Source organism: Pseudomonas sp. NCIMB 10586, assembly GCF_023127895.1.
Lineage (GTDB): Bacteria > Pseudomonadota > Gammaproteobacteria > Pseudomonadales > Pseudomonadaceae > Aquipseudomonas > Aquipseudomonas synxantha_A.
Map to the genome: position 1 here is coordinate 122,347 of NZ_SPKQ01000050.1, position 16,152 is coordinate 138,498.

General features: G+C 60.3%; 15 protein-coding genes. 8 read left to right on the forward strand and 7 right to left on the reverse strand.

Annotated elements, in window-relative coordinates; translation table 11 throughout:
• Positions 1–21 precede the first annotated feature (21 nt).
• The 3 genes from E4P01_RS24120 to E4P01_RS24130 are packed head-to-tail and all read left to right on the forward strand — an operon-like array spanning position 22 to position 2,745.
• Positions 22–882 (forward strand): MurR/RpiR family transcriptional regulator, encoded by an 861-nt coding sequence (locus E4P01_RS24120; RefSeq protein WP_216092095.1) that lies wholly within the window; start codon positions 22–24, stop codon positions 880–882.
• A gap of 1 nt (position 883) precedes the next feature.
• Positions 884–2,347: a D-aminoacylase gene (locus E4P01_RS24125; protein ID WP_216092094.1), complete on the forward strand. Its 1,464-nt coding sequence runs from the start codon at positions 884–886 to the stop codon at positions 2,345–2,347.
• 29 nt (positions 2,348–2,376) lie between these two features.
• Positions 2,377–2,745: a glyoxalase superfamily protein gene (locus tag E4P01_RS24130; RefSeq protein ID WP_078822285.1), complete on the forward strand. Its 369-nt coding sequence runs from the start codon at positions 2,377–2,379 to the stop codon at positions 2,743–2,745.
• 626 nt (positions 2,746–3,371) lie between these two features.
• On the opposite strand, the gene E4P01_RS24135 is transcribed toward E4P01_RS24130, so the two are convergent.
• The 4 genes from E4P01_RS24135 to E4P01_RS24150 form a co-directional block, all read right to left on the reverse strand.
• Positions 3,372–5,291, reverse strand: coding sequence for a methyl-accepting chemotaxis protein (locus E4P01_RS24135; RefSeq protein WP_032879524.1), 1,920 nt, complete (start codon positions 5,289–5,291; stop codon positions 3,372–3,374).
• A gap of 166 nt (positions 5,292–5,457) precedes the next feature.
• Positions 5,458–7,287: a CocE/NonD family hydrolase gene (locus tag E4P01_RS24140; RefSeq protein WP_216092093.1), complete on the reverse strand. Its 1,830-nt coding sequence runs from the start codon at positions 7,285–7,287 to the stop codon at positions 5,458–5,460.
• A 19-nt stretch (positions 7,288–7,306) separates the two neighbouring features.
• The gene (locus E4P01_RS24145; protein WP_032879527.1) at positions 7,307–8,734 is read right to left on the reverse strand and encodes an AbgT family transporter; all 1,428 of its coding nucleotides are present in this window, start codon (positions 8,732–8,734) and stop codon (positions 7,307–7,309) included.
• 107 nt (positions 8,735–8,841) lie between these two features.
• A complete protein-coding gene (locus E4P01_RS24150) occupies positions 8,842–9,738 on the reverse strand; it encodes a LysR family transcriptional regulator (RefSeq protein WP_198845094.1) in 897 nt (298 codons plus the stop codon).
• Positions 9,739–9,948: 210 nt separating this feature from the next.
• Between E4P01_RS24150 and E4P01_RS24155 the strand changes: the two genes are divergently transcribed.
• Both E4P01_RS24155 and E4P01_RS24160 read left to right on the forward strand, forming a co-directional pair.
• Positions 9,949–11,145 carry an OprD family porin gene (locus E4P01_RS24155; RefSeq protein ID WP_216092196.1) on the forward strand — a complete coding sequence of 399 codons (1,197 nt, stop codon included), beginning with the start codon at positions 9,949–9,951 and terminating at the stop codon, positions 11,143–11,145.
• Between the two features lie 104 nt (positions 11,146–11,249).
• Complete coding sequence (locus E4P01_RS24160; RefSeq protein ID WP_014719893.1) at positions 11,250–11,867, forward strand: FKBP-type peptidyl-prolyl cis-trans isomerase; 618 nt, start codon at positions 11,250–11,252, stop codon at positions 11,865–11,867.
• Positions 11,868–11,927: 60 nt separating this feature from the next.
• Here the strand turns inward: E4P01_RS24160 and E4P01_RS24165 are convergent, their stop codons facing one another.
• The 3 genes from E4P01_RS24165 to E4P01_RS24175 all read right to left on the reverse strand — a co-directional run bounded on the left by E4P01_RS24165 (position 11,928) and on the right by E4P01_RS24175 (position 13,836).
• Entirely contained in the window at positions 11,928–12,185 is a 258-nt protein-coding gene (locus tag E4P01_RS24165; RefSeq protein ID WP_005791321.1) for a hypothetical protein, read from the reverse strand.
• Between the two features lie 159 nt (positions 12,186–12,344).
• Entirely contained in the window at positions 12,345–12,686 is a 342-nt protein-coding gene (locus E4P01_RS24170; protein ID WP_005791320.1) for a zinc ribbon domain-containing protein YjdM, read from the reverse strand.
• A 181-nt stretch (positions 12,687–12,867) separates the two neighbouring features.
• Positions 12,868–13,836, reverse strand: a complete 969-nt coding sequence (locus E4P01_RS24175; protein WP_005791318.1) for a polyprenyl synthetase family protein — start codon at positions 13,834–13,836, stop codon at positions 12,868–12,870.
• 239 nt (positions 13,837–14,075) lie between these two features.
• Between E4P01_RS24175 and rplU the strand changes: the two genes are divergently transcribed.
• The 3 genes from rplU (at position 14,076) to cgtA (ending at position 16,098) form a co-directional block, all read left to right on the forward strand.
• Entirely contained in the window at positions 14,076–14,390 is a 315-nt protein-coding gene (rplU, locus tag E4P01_RS24180; protein WP_003176051.1) for a 50S ribosomal protein L21, read from the forward strand.
• Between the two features lie 34 nt (positions 14,391–14,424).
• Entirely contained in the window at positions 14,425–14,682 is a 258-nt protein-coding gene (gene rpmA, locus E4P01_RS24185) for a 50S ribosomal protein L27 (protein ID WP_003176049.1), read from the forward strand.
• Between the two features lie 192 nt (positions 14,683–14,874).
• Positions 14,875–16,098, forward strand: coding sequence for an Obg family GTPase CgtA (gene cgtA, locus E4P01_RS24190; protein ID WP_005791308.1), 1,224 nt, complete (start codon positions 14,875–14,877; stop codon positions 16,096–16,098).
• Positions 16,099–16,152: the final 54 nt, after the last annotated feature.

Sequence of the window (16,152 nt, forward strand, 5' to 3'; positions counted from 1 at the left end):
GACCCTCTAACCGGAGCCTCCATGGACATCCTCTACCAGATCCGCGCCCGCCAGGCCTCGTTCAGCGCCGGCGAAGGGCGTATCGCCAAGTTGATGCTTGAGGATGTGGGCTTTGCCGCCTCGGCCAGCCTGGAGGCGTTGTCTCAGCGGGCCGAGGTCAGCACCGCGACCTTGTCGCGTTTTGCCCGCAGCGTCGGCTGCCGTGACTTGCGCGATTTGCGCCTGCAACTAGCCCAGGCCAGTGGCGTGGGCAGTCGCTTCCTGGACCCGGCGGGGCTGCCGGAACAGTCGGCCTTTCATCGGCAAATCCTGGGCGATATCGAAGCGACGTTGCGCCAGCATTTGTCCGGTTTCAACCAGCACAGCTTTGCCGACGCGGTCACTTTGCTGAGCAAGGCGCGGATGATTCACGCGTTCGGCATGGGCGGCCCCTCCAGCCTGTGCAGTGATGAACTGCAAGTGCGCCTGGTGCGTCTGGGCTACCCGATTGCCGCCTGCCATGACCCGGTGATGATGCGCGTCACGGCCGCGACCCTGGGCCCGCAACACGCCTTGATTGTCTGTTCCCTCACCGGCCGTACGCCCGAATTACTGGATGTGGTGAAGCTGGCGCGCAACTACGACGCGCGGATTATTGCCCTCACCCTCGCGGACTCACCCCTGGCTGAACTGGCGGATGTCTTGCTGCCGCTGCAACCGGCGGAGACCAGCTTTATCTACAAACCCACCGCCGCCCGCTACGGCATGTTACTGGCCATCGACCTGCTTGCCACCGAGCTGGCGCTGGCCTTGCCGGACGACAATCAGGAACGCCTGCGCCGGATCAAGCTGGCCCTGGATGATTACCGCGGCGGCCCTGACAGCCTGCCGCTTGGAGACTGATATGAAATACGACACGCTGATTCGCCAGGCGCTGGTCATTGATGGCAGCAACACCGAAGGGTTTATCGCCGATGTGGGCGTGCGCGGTGGGCGCATCCAGGCGATGGGTGACCTGTCCGCCGACGAGGCCGCGCATGTCATCGATGCGCATGGCCGGGTATTGGCGCCGGGCTTTATCGATGTGCACACCCACGATGACACGGTGGTGATCCGCCAGCCGCAGATGCTGCCCAAGCTCAGCCAGGGCGTGACCACGGTGATTGTCGGCAACTGTGGCATCAGCGCTTCGCCGGTGAGTTTGCGCAGTGACCCGCCAGACCCAATGAACTTGTTGGGCAGCCGTGAGCAGTTCTGTTATCCGCGGTTCAGCGATTATCGCAACGCAGTGCAAGGCGCCCATCCGGCAGTGAACGTTGCGGCATTGATCGGCCACACCGCGCTGCGCAGCAACCATATGGATGACCTGCATCGCACCGCCACACCGTATGAAATCGCGGCCATGCGCGTGCAGTTGCAAGAGAGCCTGGAGGCCGGTGCCCTGGGGTTATCCACAGGCCTGGCCTACGCCAGCGCATTCAACGCCGAGACCGATGAAGTGTTGCAACTCGTTGAGGAACTGACGGCCTATGGTGCGGTGTACACCACGCATTTACGCAGCGAGTTCGAGCCGGTGCTGGAGGCAATGGATGAGGCGTTTCTGATCGGCCGACATGCCAGGGTGCCAGTGATTATTTCCCACCTTAAATGCGCTGGTGCCGGTAACTGGGGGCGTAGTCCGCAGTTGTTGGCGGCCCTGGAGGCTGAGGCGAAAAACCACCCGGTGGGTTGCGATTGCTACCCCTACGCCGCCAGCTCCTCGACTCTGGACCTCAAGCAAGTCACCGACACATTTCGCATCACCATCACCTGGTCGACGCCGCACCCGCAAATGGGCGGGCGCGATTTGCAGGATATCGCTGCCGAGTGGGGTGTTTCGCTGCTCGACGCGGCCCGTCGCTTGCAGCCGGCGGGGGCGGTGTATTACGGCATGGATGAGGCCGACGTTCGGCGCATCCTCGCGCATCCGTTGTCGATGGTGGGGTCGGACGGTTTGCCTGAAGACCCGTTTCCCCATCCGCGCTTGTGGGGTGCCTTCCCACGGGTGCTCGGGCATTTCAGCCGGGATGTCGGCCTGTTCCCGTTGCACACGGCGGTGCACAAGATGACCGGTTTATCGGCGGCGCGTTTTGGGTTGTCCGAGCGTGGCGAAATCCGTGAAGGCTACTGGGCCGACCTGGTGCTGTTCGACCCTCAGCGGGTGCGGGATGTGGCGGATTTCACCACGCCACAGCGCGCGGCTGAAGGGATTGAGGGTGTGTGGGTCAATGGCGTACTGAGCTATCGCGAGGGGCAGGCGAACGGTGAGCGAGCGGGCCGCTTCCTGGCGCGCAGCGGGGATTTGCGTGGTGGGTTTACGGCTCTATAGTGGGTGTTCTTTTATACGGAGCTGGCGCCATGCACTTAGGAAAAGTCGTCCCCATTCTGCGGATTTTCGACGAGGTCAAGGCGTTGGAGTTCTACGTCGACTTCCTGGGGTTCAAGGTCGATTGGCAGCATCGCTTCGAGGCGAATTTTCCGTTGTACCTTCAGGTGTCGCTGGGGGAATGCGTGCTGCATTTGTCCGAGCATCATGGCGATGCTTCGCCGGGGGCGGCCGTGCGCATCCAGGCGCAAGGAGTCGATGCGTATCAGCAGCAGTTGCTGGGCAAAGAGTACCGATATGCCAAGCCTGCGGTCGAGGAAACACCTTGGGGATCGCGGGAAATGAGCATCCGGGATCCGTTCGGGAATCGCTTGGTGTTTGTCGAGGACAGCGAGGGCTAAGTGGCAAATGGCAGGCAATAAAAAACCGCCTTGGTAAGGCGGTTTTTTTTGCAAACCCAGTTAGTGGCTGGGGTTGCGGCTTCACAGGAGCACTGGCGTGGTCACAATACTACTGCTGCTTTAGGGCGTTATGCAACACCAGACGAACAAGAGTTTTTCACGGCAGCATTGATCTTTTGTGTTGTTTAACTTTGCAAAAAACAGCAACAGATTTTAAGGCTAGCTGGCCGTTGTTCGTTACACCTTGGAGCAGAGTGCTGAGCTAGTATCGCCCTCGTTCTGTGTTCGTCGTGAAGTAGGTTGGCTGGGTTCGCGCGCAAATTTTGGACCGCCCGCCACGGGCTAGTAATCCGTGCCGGATTCACGCGGGAGGACCATAAACCCAGCCGCCTCACAGGAGCACTGGTGTGCATCCAAAGGCCCACATGTGCCGGTAAGTGCGCTGGAGGTAAGGCCCAACTCACGGAGGGCCGAGTATGTCTAAGTTTGCACGACGTACATGGAACCTCGTAGTGAACTGCCTGCGTGCGTATCACGTATGGAAGTTCCTGCGGGACAGCTTCGATGACCGTTAAGGTCTGAGAGGTGGAGCCGCCTCGGTCTAGATCGAGGCGGCTTTTTGGTGTCTACACCCGGAAATGACTGACCATCTGCTGCAACTGGCTACCCAATCGAGCCAGTTCCACACTCGACTTGGCCGTCTCATCACTGGCAGTCGCGGTCTGCTCGGACACGTCCCGCACATTCACGATACTGCGGCTGATCTCTTCCGCCACGGCGCTTTGCTGTTCGGCAGCCGCTGCGATCTGCTGGTTCATCGACTGGATATTCGACACCGTACGGGTGATGTTTTCCAGGGATACCCCGGCCTTGCGCGTCAGTTCGACGCTGCTGTCGGTGAGGCTGCGGCTGTTGTTCATCACGCTGGCGACTTGTTGGGTGCCGTTCTGCAAGCCGGCCACCAGGCCTTCGATTTCCTCGGTGGATTTCTGTGTACGCTGGGCCAGGCCGCGTACTTCGTCGGCGACCACGGCAAAGCCACGGCCGGCTTCACCGGCACGCGCGGCTTCAATGGCGGCGTTGAGGGCCAGCAGGTTGGTCTGTTCGGCCACGGCCTTGATCACGTCCATCACGCTGCCGATCTTGTTGCTCTCTTGTTGCAGGTGCGTCATGGCGTCGGTGGAGCGGGCGACTTCGGCCGCCAGGCGTTCGATCTGGGCGATAGCTTCGGCCACCACCTTGTCGCCTTCGCGGGCCTGGCCGTCGGCGTCGGAGGCGGCTTGGGACGCCTGCTCGGCATTGCGCGCAACTTCCTGCACGGTAGCGGTCATTTCATGCATGGCGGTGGCCACCTGATCGGTCTCGATCTTCTGGCTGTTCACACCGGCGCTGGTTTGCTCGGTCACGGCTGATAGCTCCTCAGCGGCGCTGGCGATCTGGGTCACGCCATCGCGGATGCCGCTGATCAATTCGCGCAGGGTCGTGCCCATGCGCTGGATGCCTTGTTGCAATACGCCCAGCTCATCACGACGGGTCACCTGGATGTTGTGGCTCAAGTCGCCTGAAGCGATGCGCTCCACCACCGCCAGGGTGTCCTGGATCGGGCGGGTGATCTGACGGGTGATGACCCAGGCGGCAATCACGCCGACCAGCAATGCCAGCAAGGTGCTGATCAATTGCAGGCTGCGGGCCTGGGTACTTTCAGCGTCGCGACGTTCCAGTTGGATGTCGTATAGCTTGTCGCTGATCGTCACGATATCGGCGCCCTGGGTGGTCATTTCGGCGCGGGCGGTGACGATGTTGGCGTTGGCTGCCTTGTAGCTCTGCACGGCGCTGCGATAGGCACCGAGGGCGGCTTCCAGTGCGGACAATGCGTTTTGCTGGCCGGTACCGAACGCCGCGCTAAGGCCCTTCAAACCGCCGACGGCTTTTTCCAGTTGCGCAGCAGCGCGGGCTTCGGTTTCTGCGTTGGGGCTATTGGTATAGCCGCGCACTTCGTAGCGAGCTTGCTGGAACTCATTCTTGGCTTGGGTCACGGCCAGAAATTGCGTGAAGCGCTCCGGGCTATCGGGCGCCTGCTGCACACTGGTTTCCAGTGCATTGATTTGTGCGTTGGCGACATCGGCTTTGGCGCCCATGACGTCGCGCGCAGCGTTGCCATTGCGGTAGGCCTCGCGCATTTTGTTCAGGGACTGGCGGTAAGCAGTGATGACGGCTTTCTGGTCATTGAGCAGTTTGAGGTTTTCCGGGCTCTTGAAGCTGTCCAGCAATTTCTGTTGTTGAGCTGCGAAGGCATCCAGGCTGGTCTGCACATTCTGCGCCACGGCTTCGTCGCCATTGGCCAGCATGTATTGCAGGCGTACGATCCGCAGCTTGGTCAGCGAGGCGTTGAGCTGGGTGATGTCGCTCATCCAGTTGCTGCGGTCGATCAGGCCGCCCAGGCTGGTCCAGCCGGTGAGCGCCAGAATCGAGGTGAGGACCAGCACCAGGCCAAAGCCCAGGCCGAGTTTGAGATTGACGCTGATGTTACCGAACCAGCTGTTCATCGAAAGCTCCTTGAAGAGTGATGTCTGTCTGCTGGACGGTGTGTTGTTGTTTGAGCCAGCCAAGATGTGTAGGGCTGTATCGGCGGCAAAGGATGATTCTGAAGTACTTTTCTTGCGGGGTGACGAAGGGTCGCCATTACCGTGCAGCAATGGCGATCCGATGCGCTCAGGACTCCGCCGTGTTGGGCACCACGGTAAGCCTGAGGCAGGAGGCGGCGGCGTGGCTCAGGTGCACATTATTGTGGGCAACCCGAGGGTGGCTGGCCTGGCCTGAAGGCTCGCCGCTGTTGGGGTTGACGTCAAAGCGCGGGAAATTGCTGCTGGCGATGTCCAGGCGCAACCGATGGCCGCGCTTGAACAGGTTGCAGGTGGCGAAAGGCTCGATCAGCACTTTCACTCGCTCACCCGGCGTCAGGGCCGTCGGTTGTTCCCATGAGTCGCGATAACGGCAGCGACGGATGCCGTCGGTGATGTTCATCGCAAAGCCCTCGGGGTAGTCGGCGCTGGGCGGGTACACGTCCACCAGCTTGGCGGTGAAGTCGGTGTCGGGTGCATCGCTGTCGATCCACAGCTCGATCTGCACGTCACCGGCGACGATCAGGTCGTCGTCGAGCGGCTCGGTCTGGAACACCAGCACGTCATCGCGCTGGGCCAGGGGACGGTTGTCCCCTTGGGTGCCGAAAAAATCGAGGCGCTCCCGTTGATCGAAGGCTCCGCCGACAAACACGGGGGCACCGGAGGTTAGCGCGCCGCCGATGGTCGGGACCGGGTGGGCCGGGTCGGCGCGGTAACTCAAGTGGGCGTCAGCCTCGACAGGTGCCGTGTGGCTCAACTGCCTGTGTGCATTCAGATAGAGGGTCAGTGTTTGGCTGCCGGGCAGCGGCCATTGCGTGGTGTGCAGCCAGCGGCCGCCATGGTGCAGGCGCCCGTTTTCGTCGCGGTTACCGCTGCCGCCCCCCATCAGAAACACCTGTACGCTGGCCGTTGTGGTTCGCGGCGACGGCTTGAGGGATTGCTCGAACCAGGCCAGTCGGCAACTGAGCCAATCCTGATCGACCTGGCCGTCAAAGGTGGCTTGCGGGCCGAATTCCACATCGCCGCTGTGGCTGATATTACGGTCGCCGTGCAGCCACGGGCCCATCACCAGTCGTTGGCTGGCCGTACCTTGGAGTGTGAAGGCGCGGTAATTGGCCAGGGTCGAACTGACGTAGGCGTCGTACCAACTGGACATGAACAGCACCGGGATATCGGGCAGTTGTGCGTAGTGACCTTCGGCATAGAGGCCAGACTTTTGCCAATACTCACCGAAGGTGCCCTGAGCCCATTGCTCCAACACATAGGCTTCGTATTCCGGCACATGGCGCAGGGGCGATTGCCCGGGTTGCCATGGCATACGCGTGAACCACTGATAAATATCTTCCTGTTCCAGCGCTTCACGAACCAACGGGTCGGCCAGGGCAGCAGGGCTTTCCTTGGCCTGACGAAAGGCCCAGGTGGCCTGCTTGAGTTCGAAGGCGCCGCCCTGGCGAATCCCGCAATGGTAGGCGTTGGCGAAGCCGCCGCTGTCGAGCACCATGCTGCTCAGGCCCGGCGGGTGCAGGCAAGCCATCGCCAGTTGTGTGTGGGCAGCATAAGACAAGCCCATACTGCCGATCTTGCCGTTGCACCAGGGCTGTTGGATGATCCAGGCCAGGGTGTCGAAACCGTCTTCGCCCTCGGCGGTGTATTTGGTGAATGTGCCTTCGGAGGCGTAGCGTCCACGGCAGTCCTGGAAAATTGCGACAAAGCCTTGCTCGGTAAACCGTGCGGCCATTTGCTCACGGGAGATGTGTTGGCCGTCGAGCTGTTTTTCCGAGCGGGAGGGTTTGCTCTTGTCGTAGGGCGTGCGCTCGATCACCACCGGAAACGGCCCATTGCTGTCCTCCGGCACATAGATGTCAGTGGCCAGGTGGATGCCGTCACGCATCCGGATCATTTGGTTGTGCAGAATATGCATGGGGAGAACACTCATCGATTCAGTACCCGCTCGTTACCGCAATGGCCAGCAACACCATCGCCAGCACGGCGTAGATCAGGAACAGCGGCAGGATGTAGCGCGCCCATTGGCCCCAACCGACATTGGCGGTGGCCAACAGCACCAGCAGGCCGCTGGACGTGGGGGTGATCATGTTGGTCAGGCCATTGCCCATCAGAAATGCGAACACCGTGGTCTGCGGGCTGACGCCGGACAACTGACCCAAGGGCCCGAAGATCGGCATGGTTACCGCCGCCTGGCCGGAGGTGGATGGGATCAGCACATCCAGCCCCAGTTGTGCGAAGAACATGCCGTAGGCCGACACGATCGGACCATGGTCGCCCACCAGGTTGGCCAGGCTGTTGACGATGGTGTCCAGGACCTGGCCGGTACTGAGGATGATCTCCACGGCGGTAGCCAGACCGATCAGCACGCCGGCGATCAGCACCTTCTTCATTCCATCGACAAAGGCACTGGCGGCAACGCTGGCGCCGAGCCCGGCGATCACGCTGAAGGCCAGCGTCAGCAGCAGGTAGAACGCCGACAGCTCATGGTATTTCCAGCCCCAGCGGTTAGAGGCGTAGACCAGGAAAGCGATGCCCGTCAGCAGTACGATCAGGTTGATCAGATGGCGCAGGGGCAACGGCGTACTTTCGAAAGTGATCTGCGCCGTGGCATCGTAACCGTGCTTGCGAATACTCCACAGCACGAAGGCAATGCCCACCAGCAGGAAGCTGCAGTAGGCGAGCACACGCATGCTCAGGCCACTGAAGATCGGCAGCCCGACCATCGGCTGGGCCACGGACAGCGCCACTGGATTGGATATCGAGGCCAGGTAGCCGATCTTGACTGAGATCGTGACGATGGCCAGCCCGATCAGGTTCGACAGCCCCAGCCGATTAGCCATGGCAACCATCAACGGCACGATGAGAATAAATTCCTTGGCCAGCCCCATGAAGGTACTGCCGGCGGAAAACACCAGCATCAGGCACGGCACCAGCACATAGATATTGCCCCGTGTCAGACCCAGCATGCGCTCCAGCCCGGCGTCGATCACCCCGGCCTTGTTCAGCACGCCGAACATGCCACCGATGAACAGCACCATGAAAATCAGTGCCGCACGCTTCTCGATGCCCTGGGGAATCGCCATGAAGCCTTCCACCAGGGACACCGGGCGAGCCACGGTGTCGCCGGCTTTGCGTGGTTCCAGTGCGAACAGTTGGCTCAGGGAGTCGTGTTTTTCCAGCACCTGGTAAGAGCCCGGGATCACCAGGCCATTCTGGCGCTGGAACGTGCCCGAGTTCACGGCGTAGGTAAACGCCACTGCGAGCAGGACGATACTCAGCAGGATGATGGCGGGATTGATCTGCTTGCGTTGCGTGGTATTTCCCACCGCTGCTTGGGTGGGGATGCTCTGGGATTCGCTCATGCTAGTGGCCCCGGCTTGCGCCGTTATTGTTATAGGGGTGACACGTGTGGGGCGGACACTAGGGCAAAGTTTTCGCGGCGACAACGTTATGCGTGGGTTGGGTTGGGCTATGCGTTTTGTGCGGACAGACGCTGCTTGAGATGCTCGGCAAACGCGTTCACCAGCTGCGACCTGGGCTCGTTGGCGCGAAACGCCAGGCCGAATGCGTAGGGCAGCGCCGGGCGAAACGGGCGGGTGACGATGGGCAAGTGCCGGAAGTGGCTGGCCAGCAGACCATTGACGATCGACACCCCCAGCCCCTCGGCAACGAAGCTGCACGCAGCCCCGACCGAGTGCACCTCGACCCGCACCTGCGGCGTGAGGTTGGCGGCACGAAACACCTGGTTCAGCTCGGCCCGCAATGCCCGTTGCCGGCCGAGCATCACCAACGGCACATCGCGCAGATGCTGCACTTCGATGCAGGCGTGACGGGTCAGCGGATGGTCGGCGGGCATCACGCAGACGCCTTCGGTTTGCAGCACCGGCTCGACATCGAAGTCAGGTATTTCCGTGGGCAGGCGTACAAAGCCCAGGTCGGCGGAACGGTCCAGCACCGCACGCTCGATCGTGTCGTAAGAACCGGTCAGCAGTTCCACGACAATGTCGTCATGCTCCTTGAGAAACTGCGCCACGATGCGCGGCAACAGCTCCTGGGTCATGCTGGTGGGCACCCCGACCTTGAGCAGGCTCTTGCGTGAGCGGCCCACGCGCATTTCGTCGGCCAGGCGCTGGATTCGTTGCATGCCATCCACCAGTCCGGCGACTTCGGCGAGCAGTTCCTCGGCTTCGGGCGTCGCCATCAGGCGGCCCTTCTTGCGCAGGAACAAGGCAAAACCCAAGTGCTCTTCCAACTGGCTCAGCAGGCGGCTGACCGCCGATTGCGACAGGCCCATGCGCGTTGCTGCGCCGATGGTCGAGCCGGTGGCCATGATCGCTTTGAAGGCTTCGAGTTGCTTGAGGTTCACCGTGTTTTTCCTGTCGGTTGGGAAGGGCGGCCGGTACTTCACGCATAGCCTGATGCGCTTCTCGCATAACGTTGTGGGGCTGTCGACGAGCCGTTAGTGTCCGCTCCAACGCGACATGCCGTCCAGCCTGCCGCGCGGTGCAACTGCCCATAAAAAACACAACACGGCATTGAGGAATGGTTTATGCGTGAGTTTTTCACGAAAGGGGGAATGGTCTCGGCGGGGCTGCTGGCGAGCCTGTCACCGACATTGATGGCCCAGGGTTTCTGGGAGGATTCCCACGGCCGATTGACCTTGCGCAACTTCTACTTCAACGACGGTTACCGCGACGGTGGTGAAGACCGCAAGGAATGGGCTCAGGGTTTTCTGCTTAATCTTCAGTCTGGTTATACCGAGGGCACCGTGGGTTTTGGCCTGGATGCCCTGGGGCTGGCGGGCCTGCGTCTCGACTCCAGCCCGACGCACGCCGGGACGGGCTTGTTACCTGTGCACGACGATGGTCATGCGGCCAGTGAGTTTTCCAGCCTGGGCGTCACGGCCAAGATGCGCTGGGGCGATGCAGTGGTGAAAACCGGCACGTTGCTGCCGAAAATCCCGGTGCTGGTGCACAACGATGGCCGCTTGTTACCGCAGACCTTCCAGGGCACACAAGTGGAATACAGTGGTATTCGTGACCTGTACCTGCACGCTGGGCACCTGGACAAATTCAAGTTGCGTAACTCCACTGACAGTGTGGATATTTATCCCCAGGGCTACAGCGGAAAAAAGGGTAGTGATTTCGATTTTGCCGGCGCTAGCTACGCGTTTACGCCGAAGCTCAGCGGCACCTGGTACTACGGTGAAATGCGCCAATTCTATCGCCAGCAATTCTTTGGCCTGGTGCATAAGCAGCCGTTGGGCAGCGGCACACTGACCAGCGACTTGCGCTACTTCATTAGTAACGAAGCGGGTGAGGCGCGTAACGGCGAGGTCGACAGTGACATGTTCAGCGGTCTGTTCACTTACCGCCTGGGCCCGCAGGCGCTGGGTGTTGGTTATCAGAAAGTCAGCGGCGACACAGCGTTGCCGTATGCCAGCGTGTCGACGGTGTATTCCTTCAGTAACGCCGGTGTTGGCAAGTTCATCCAGTCTGGTGAGCAGACATGGATGCTGCGCTACGACTATGACTTGACGGCGGTACTGCCGGGCTTGAGTTTCATGACCCGCTACTACAAAGGGCAAAACGGCGAGTTCAAAGGGCGCGAGGCGCGTGAGTGGGAGTCCGACACGAATCTGCGCTATGTGGTCCAGGACAGCACGTTCAAAGGACTGGGCGTGGAGTTGCGCAAGGCCACTTACCGCTCGACTTATGCCAGTGATCGGGACAACTACCGGGTGTACCTGACCTACGACCTGGCGCTCTGGTAGCCGGGGAGGGGGCTGATCATGGGCTGCTCTTGTGTGCTAGTCTGCGGGCCCTTTTAGTTCTGGGCAGCGCGGGAAACCCTGTTGTCCTACAGCGGAGCCTCTTCATGTCCGAAGTTAATCTGTCCACCGACGAAACCCGCGTCAGCTACGGTATCGGCCGTCAGTTGGGCGACCAACTGCGCGACAACCCGCCGCCGGGCGTGAGCCTGGACGCAATCCTGGCCGGCCTGACCGACGCATTTGCAGGCCAGCCGAGCCGTGTTGACCAGGAGCAAATGGCTGCCAGCTTCAAAGTGATCCGCGAGATCATGCAAGCCGAAGCCGCTGCCAAGGCTGAAGCCGCCGCGGGTGCCGGCCTGGCTTTCCTGGCTGAAAACGCCAAGCGTGATGGCATCACCACCCTGGCTTCCGGCCTGCAATTTGAAGTGCTGACTGCCGGCACCGGCGCCAAGCCGACCCGTGAAGATCAAGTGCGTACCCACTACCACGGCACCTTGATCGACGGCACTGTGTTCGACAGCTCCTACGAGCGCGGCCAGCCTGCAGAATTCCCGGTTGGCGGCGTGATCGCCGGCTGGACCGAGGCCCTGCAACTGATGAATGCCGGCAGCAAATGGCGTCTGTACGTGCCGAGCGAACTGGCTTACGGCGCTCAAGGCGTTGGCAGCATCCCGCCGCACAGCGTTCTGGTATTCGACGTCGAGCTGCTCGACGTTCTGTAAGACCTGCTGGTTACCTGTTGGGACGAACGCGTTCGCCCCAACAGGCATTTGCCAGTTTCTTCATGGATGGAACTTGCCATTCAAGTCGGTCGCCGGGCGCAATGCTCGGGCATAGCAGAACAGAAACAAATTCCTCACCACTTCCTTCAGTACTCCAGGCTCACTGGAACTCAGGCCATTGACGTCCAGGTCACCCTGGTCCTGTAGTTCGTTCAGCGCTTCTTCCTCAAGCACCGCACAGACTTCGCCGGTTTCCCGATGCAGGATTCGCAGGTAAGGGTGGGGGCGATCCAGCCAGGCATCTATCAAATAAGTCATGGTCGTTCTCCTTGATGAGTTTCAATGAGAATAATTCTTATTCGTAGAATAGCAAGTATCTATTGGCGGTTTCCGGGTTTTTTTGTGTGGATATTGTTTTCGATCAATCAGGAGGGCGAAACGCCATCCCGCGGCGGGCGCGGGATGGATGCAGCAGCTTCAGACCTTGCGCACGAACTCGGACTTGAGTTTCATCGGGCCGATACCGTCGATCTTGCAGTCGATATCGTGGTCTCCGTCGCACAGGCGGATGTTCTTGACCTTGGTGCCGACCTTGACCACCAGTGAGGTGCCCTTGACCTTGAGGTCCTTGATCACGGTGATGGTGTCGCCGTCCTGCAGGACGTTGCCCACAGAGTCTTTCTTCACGGTCTCATCGCCGGCCACTTCGGCCTCGCCATTGGCGGACCACTCATGGGCGCATTCCGGGCAGACCAGTTGGGTGCCGTCTTCGTAGGTGTATTCGGAATTGCATTTCGGGCAGGGTGGCAACGTGCTCACTAAAGCTCCTTGAGATTCAGGGATGACTAAAAGTCGCACATTATATAGGGTTTTGCGGCGGGAGCGGGGAGGTCAGTGGTGAATGCGATCTAAATGTGGGAGCTGGCTTGCCTGCGATAGCGATGGTGAGTTCACTACCGTCATCGCAGGCAAGCCAGCTCCCACATTAATCAACGCGGAATCAGTGAGTACGGGCCACAGCGAACTCACTCAGTTCCACCAATGCATCCCGGTATTCACTGGCCGGCAAGGCTTCCAGGCACTGGATCGCCCGCGCCACGTAGTCACGCGCCAGTTGCGCGGTGTACTCCAGGGAACCGGAGGCTTCGACGGCGGCACGGATGGCCTCCAGGTCTTCGATCCCGCCTTTCTGGATGGCCTTGCGCACCAGGGCGGCCTGTTCCGGCGTGCCTTCGCGCATGGTGTAGATCAGCGGCAAGGTTGGCTTGCCCTCGGCCAGGTCGTCACCGACGTTCTTGCCCAGGGTCTCGGCATCGCCCTTGTAGTCGAGCAGGTCATCCACCAGTTGGAACGCCACGCCCAGGTGATCGCCAAAGGTACGCAGGGCTTCGGCCTGTTCGGCGGTGGCGCCACACAGCGCGGCAGCGCTGTGGGTGGACGCTTCGAAGAGCATCGCGGTTTTGCCGCGAATCACTTCCATATAGGTTTCTTCGGTGGTGCTGGCGTCGCGGACCTTGGACAGCTGCAACACTTCGCCTTCGGCGATGATGCGCGTGGCCTGTGAAAGAATCTTCATCACCGGCATCGAGCCCAGTTCGACCATCATTTCGAACGAGCGCGAGTACAGGAAGTCGCCCACCAACACGCTGGGTGCGTTGCCCCACATGGCATTGGCGGTCTCGCGGCCACGCCGCATACCGGACATGTCGACCACGTCGTCATGCAGCAGGGTGGCGGTGTGCAGGAACTCGATGGTCGCGGCCAGCAAGCGCAGGTCATCGCCTTCGCGGCCCAGCGCCTTGCCACACAGCAGTACTAATAAAGGACGCAGGCGTTTACCGCCCGCCGACGTAATATAGTCGCCAATTTTGGAGACCAGCGGCACTTTAGACGTCAGCTGCTGCTTGATGATGCCGTCGACGGCGCTAAAATCGTCCGCGACCGCGCGGTAGAAAGCTTGGGGTTGCATCAGCGACAGTCGCTCCAGAAGGGTTGCGCGGCATGCTAGGACCCTGACCCCCGGGTGTCAAGGCGCGATAGACGGCCCCTTGCAAGCCTCCCATAGCTTGCGTACAATCGCGCACCCTGAACTTCCTGGGCAGCACCTGCCTTACGCAATTGCATTCGGGACGTCCATCCCATGCAGCCATGCCAGCCAATACCTCTTCTTATAAAGCGCTGGGTGAGCAGGATTATCGGAGAAATACCATGTCGTACGCAGTAATTGTTACTGGTGGCAAGCAATACAAAGTCGCCCCAGGTGAATACCTGAAGATCGAAAAACTGGAAATCGCTACTGGCGAATCCGTTACTTTTGATCGCGTTCTGTTGGTCGCCAATGGCGATGACGTGAACATCGGCGCTCCAGTTGTTGCTGGCGCTACCGTTGTGGCTGAAGTGATCTCCCAAGGTCGTCACGATAAAGTCCGCATCATCAAGTTCCGTCGTCGTAAGCACCACATGAAGCGTATGGGCCACCGCCAGTGGTACACCGAGATCAAAATCACCGGTATTCAGGCTTAATTTCAGCCTAATTCCTCACTAGGAGAATTGACTCATGGCACACAAAAAAGCTGGTGGTAGTACCCGTAACGGTCGCGACTCAGAAGCCAAACGCCTTGGCGTGAAGATGTATGGCGGCCAGAAAATCATTCCGGGCAACATCATCGTGCGTCAGCGCGGCACCCAATTCCACGCCGGTTACGGTGTTGGCATGGGTAAAGATCACACCCTCTTCGCTAAAATCGAAGGCGTGATCAAGTTCGAAGTAAAGGGCGCGTTCAACCGCCGTTACGTGAGCGTTGTCGCAGCTTAATTGCGAGATCGCTGGAAAAGCCCTGTCTTGCGACGGGGCTTTTTCGTTTGTGGAGTGAGTCTCTTGCAAAGCTGTTTGTGATGAGCTCAGGCGCAAGTTTGCGGTCGCTGATTGAGGTCGCTGCGCTCATTTTTGCAAGAGTCTTATGTCTTGGTTTCTTAAGCTCGTCCATGCGGCGAGAGGCGTTTTGTTATGAAGTTCGTTGATGAAGTTTCCATCCGAGTAAAAGCAGGCGACGGCGGTAACGGTTGCATGAGTTTCCGTCGCGAAAAATTCATCGAAAACGGTGGTCCGAACGGCGGTGACGGCGGTGACGGTGGCTCCATCTACATGATGGCCGACGAAAACCTCAACACCCTGGTCGACTACCGTTACACCCGGCACTTCGATGCCGAGCGTGGCTCCAACGGCGGCAGCACCGACTGCACCGGCAAAAAAGGTGAAGACCTGGTACTGCGCGTACCGGTCGGCACCACGATCATCGATTCCGCGACACAGGAAGTGATTGGCGACCTGACCAAGGCCGGCCAGAAACTGATGGTTGTGCAGGGCGGCTGGCACGGCCTGGGTAACACCCGATTCAAGTCCAGTACCAACCGTGCGCCGCGCCAGACCACGCCGGGCAAGCCGGGCGAACAGCGTGACCTGAAGCTGGAAATGAAAGTACTCGCCGACGTGGGCCTGTTGGGCCTGCCGAACGCCGGCAAAAGTACCTTCATCCGCTCGGTATCGGCCGCCAAGCCGAAGGTCGCCGACTACCCGTTCACCACCCTGGTGCCAAACCTGGGCGTGGTCAGCGTCGACCGCTGGAAGAGCTTCGTGGTTGCCGACATTCCTGGCCTGATCGAAGGGGCTTCCGACGGTGCTGGTCTGGGCATTCGCTTCCTCAAGCACTTGTCCCGCACCCGTTTGCTGCTGCACCTCGTCGACATGGCGCCGCTGGATGACACCAGCGCTGCGGATGCCGCCGAAGTGATCGTCAGCGAGCTGACCAAGTTCAGCCCGGCCCTGGCCGAGCGTGATCGCTGGCTGGTCCTGAACAAGTGCGACCAGATCCTTGAGGAAGAGCACGAAGAGCGCGTCAAGGAAATCGTCGATCGCCTGGAATGGGAAGGCCCGGTCTATGTGATCTCGGCCATTGCCAAAGAAGGCACCGAACGCCTGACCCGCGACATCATGCGTTACCTGGAAGACCGAGCCGACCGCCTGGCGGCCGACCCGGTATTCAAGGCCGAGCTTGCCGAGCTTGACCAGCAGATCGAAGACGAAGCCCGTGCCCAGTTGCAGGCCCTGGACGACCAGCGTGCCCTGCGCCGCAGCGGCGTGAAGTCGGTCCATGACATCGGCGACGATGATTGGGACGAAGAAGACGTGGATGATGAAGACGGTCCGGAAATCATTTACGTGCGCGATTGATTCGTTGCGATAAACTTGAACGCCGCTCCCTGGAGCGGCGTTTTGGTATCCGGG